2 protein-coding genes are annotated in these 1,179 nt (G+C 68.2%); both read left to right on the top strand.

Going from position 1 to position 1,179, the window contains the following annotated elements:
* On the top strand, positions 1–185 hold a 185-nt coding region (locus tag NBW84_RS22455), incomplete at its 5' end, for a hypothetical protein (RefSeq protein WP_250287193.1).
* Positions 186–567: 382 nt separating this feature from the next.
* Positions 568–957: a DUF3618 domain-containing protein gene (locus tag NBW84_RS22450; RefSeq protein WP_250287192.1), complete on the top strand. Its 390-nt coding sequence runs from the start codon at positions 568–570 to the stop codon at positions 955–957.
* Positions 958–1,179 lie beyond the last annotated feature (222 nt).

The following is a 1,179-nucleotide window of genomic DNA, read 5'->3' as shown; positions in this document are numbered from 1 at the left end:
CCGTAAGCCACCGGTATCCGCCGGCGCCCGCTGGTATCCGCCTGTGCCGGCCGGTGCGGGCGCTGCCCCGGCCGGGCCTCGTCGGGATCTTCGGCGACGCGGGACGGCGGTCTGGTGACGGTACGCGACCGGCTTCTCCGGCAACGATCTCCGATGACGCGGGGACGGTGATCCGGCACGGGTGAGCTCGGCCGCTCGGCCGCTGTTTTGCCGCGCATCCGGGCGGCCCTTCTGGCACGATCGTCGTCAGATCCTGACGTCGCCCTGGCGTCGATGCCGTCGCTCATGGTCATCATATGGTGTGATTAATGTTATATCCGGCATGTTCCGGCGAATATCCTGGTACGCCTGGACGGCTATCCGGTGGGATGTGGGAGAGGGCTCGACGGTGGTGTTCTGTCCGGGTCGACGACAACTCCATTGACCGTCCATTGACCGCGACGCCGTGCCGCTGACGACGGCGTTGTCGGTCCGGCGAAGCCGACGTGGTACATTCAGGAAGCGCCGGTGAAGATCCAGACAGATATGCCCAGGCAGTCATCGCGCGTGGAGGAAAGGGCGACATCGGTGCCGCAGGACCCGGCTGCGATTCAGCAGCAGATCGAGAATACCCGCGCCGAGCTCGCGGTCACCCTGGACGCCATCGCCGATCTCGTGAGCCCCAGGCGGGTGGCTGAGCGGACAGGCGAGCAGATCAGGGGCAGGGTCGCCGAGCTGCGCCAGAAGGTGATCGCGAACGGCTTCGGTGGCCCGCCCGCCATCACCACGGACTCCACCGCCACCGGCAACGGCTACGGCACCCCGGCCGACAGGCGGGAGCTGTCCGCCGGCCTTGACGCAGGCCCGGTTGTGCAGCGCGTCATCCGATGGAACAGGGTGGCTGCCGCCGGGGGTGTGCTGGTGCTGCTCGTCGGCGTTCGCCGCCGCAGGCGCCGCCGCCGCGCATACGCTCTGTGATGTTCCGCGGTGTCCCGCGGGAGCGGGCACTGTCTCGCCCACGCCGTACACGGCATGGCGTACGGCGTAGTCCCAGACAATACTGGATAGTTCTGGAATAATGCCGGAAAAGCTTATGCCTGCTGCCGGCGAGATTTCGCCGACAGCAGGCGCGCGGCTCGGGCGACGGACCGGCGCGGGTCTGAAGCGGTGCCGTGCCGGCGGTTTCGTGCCGGCGGTTTC

Source organism: Protofrankia sp. CiP1_Cm_nod2, assembly GCF_920664355.1.
Classification (GTDB): Bacteria; Actinomycetota; Actinomycetes; order Frankiales; family Frankiaceae; genus Protofrankia.
This window is presented reverse-complemented; position numbering and strand designations above follow the sequence as displayed.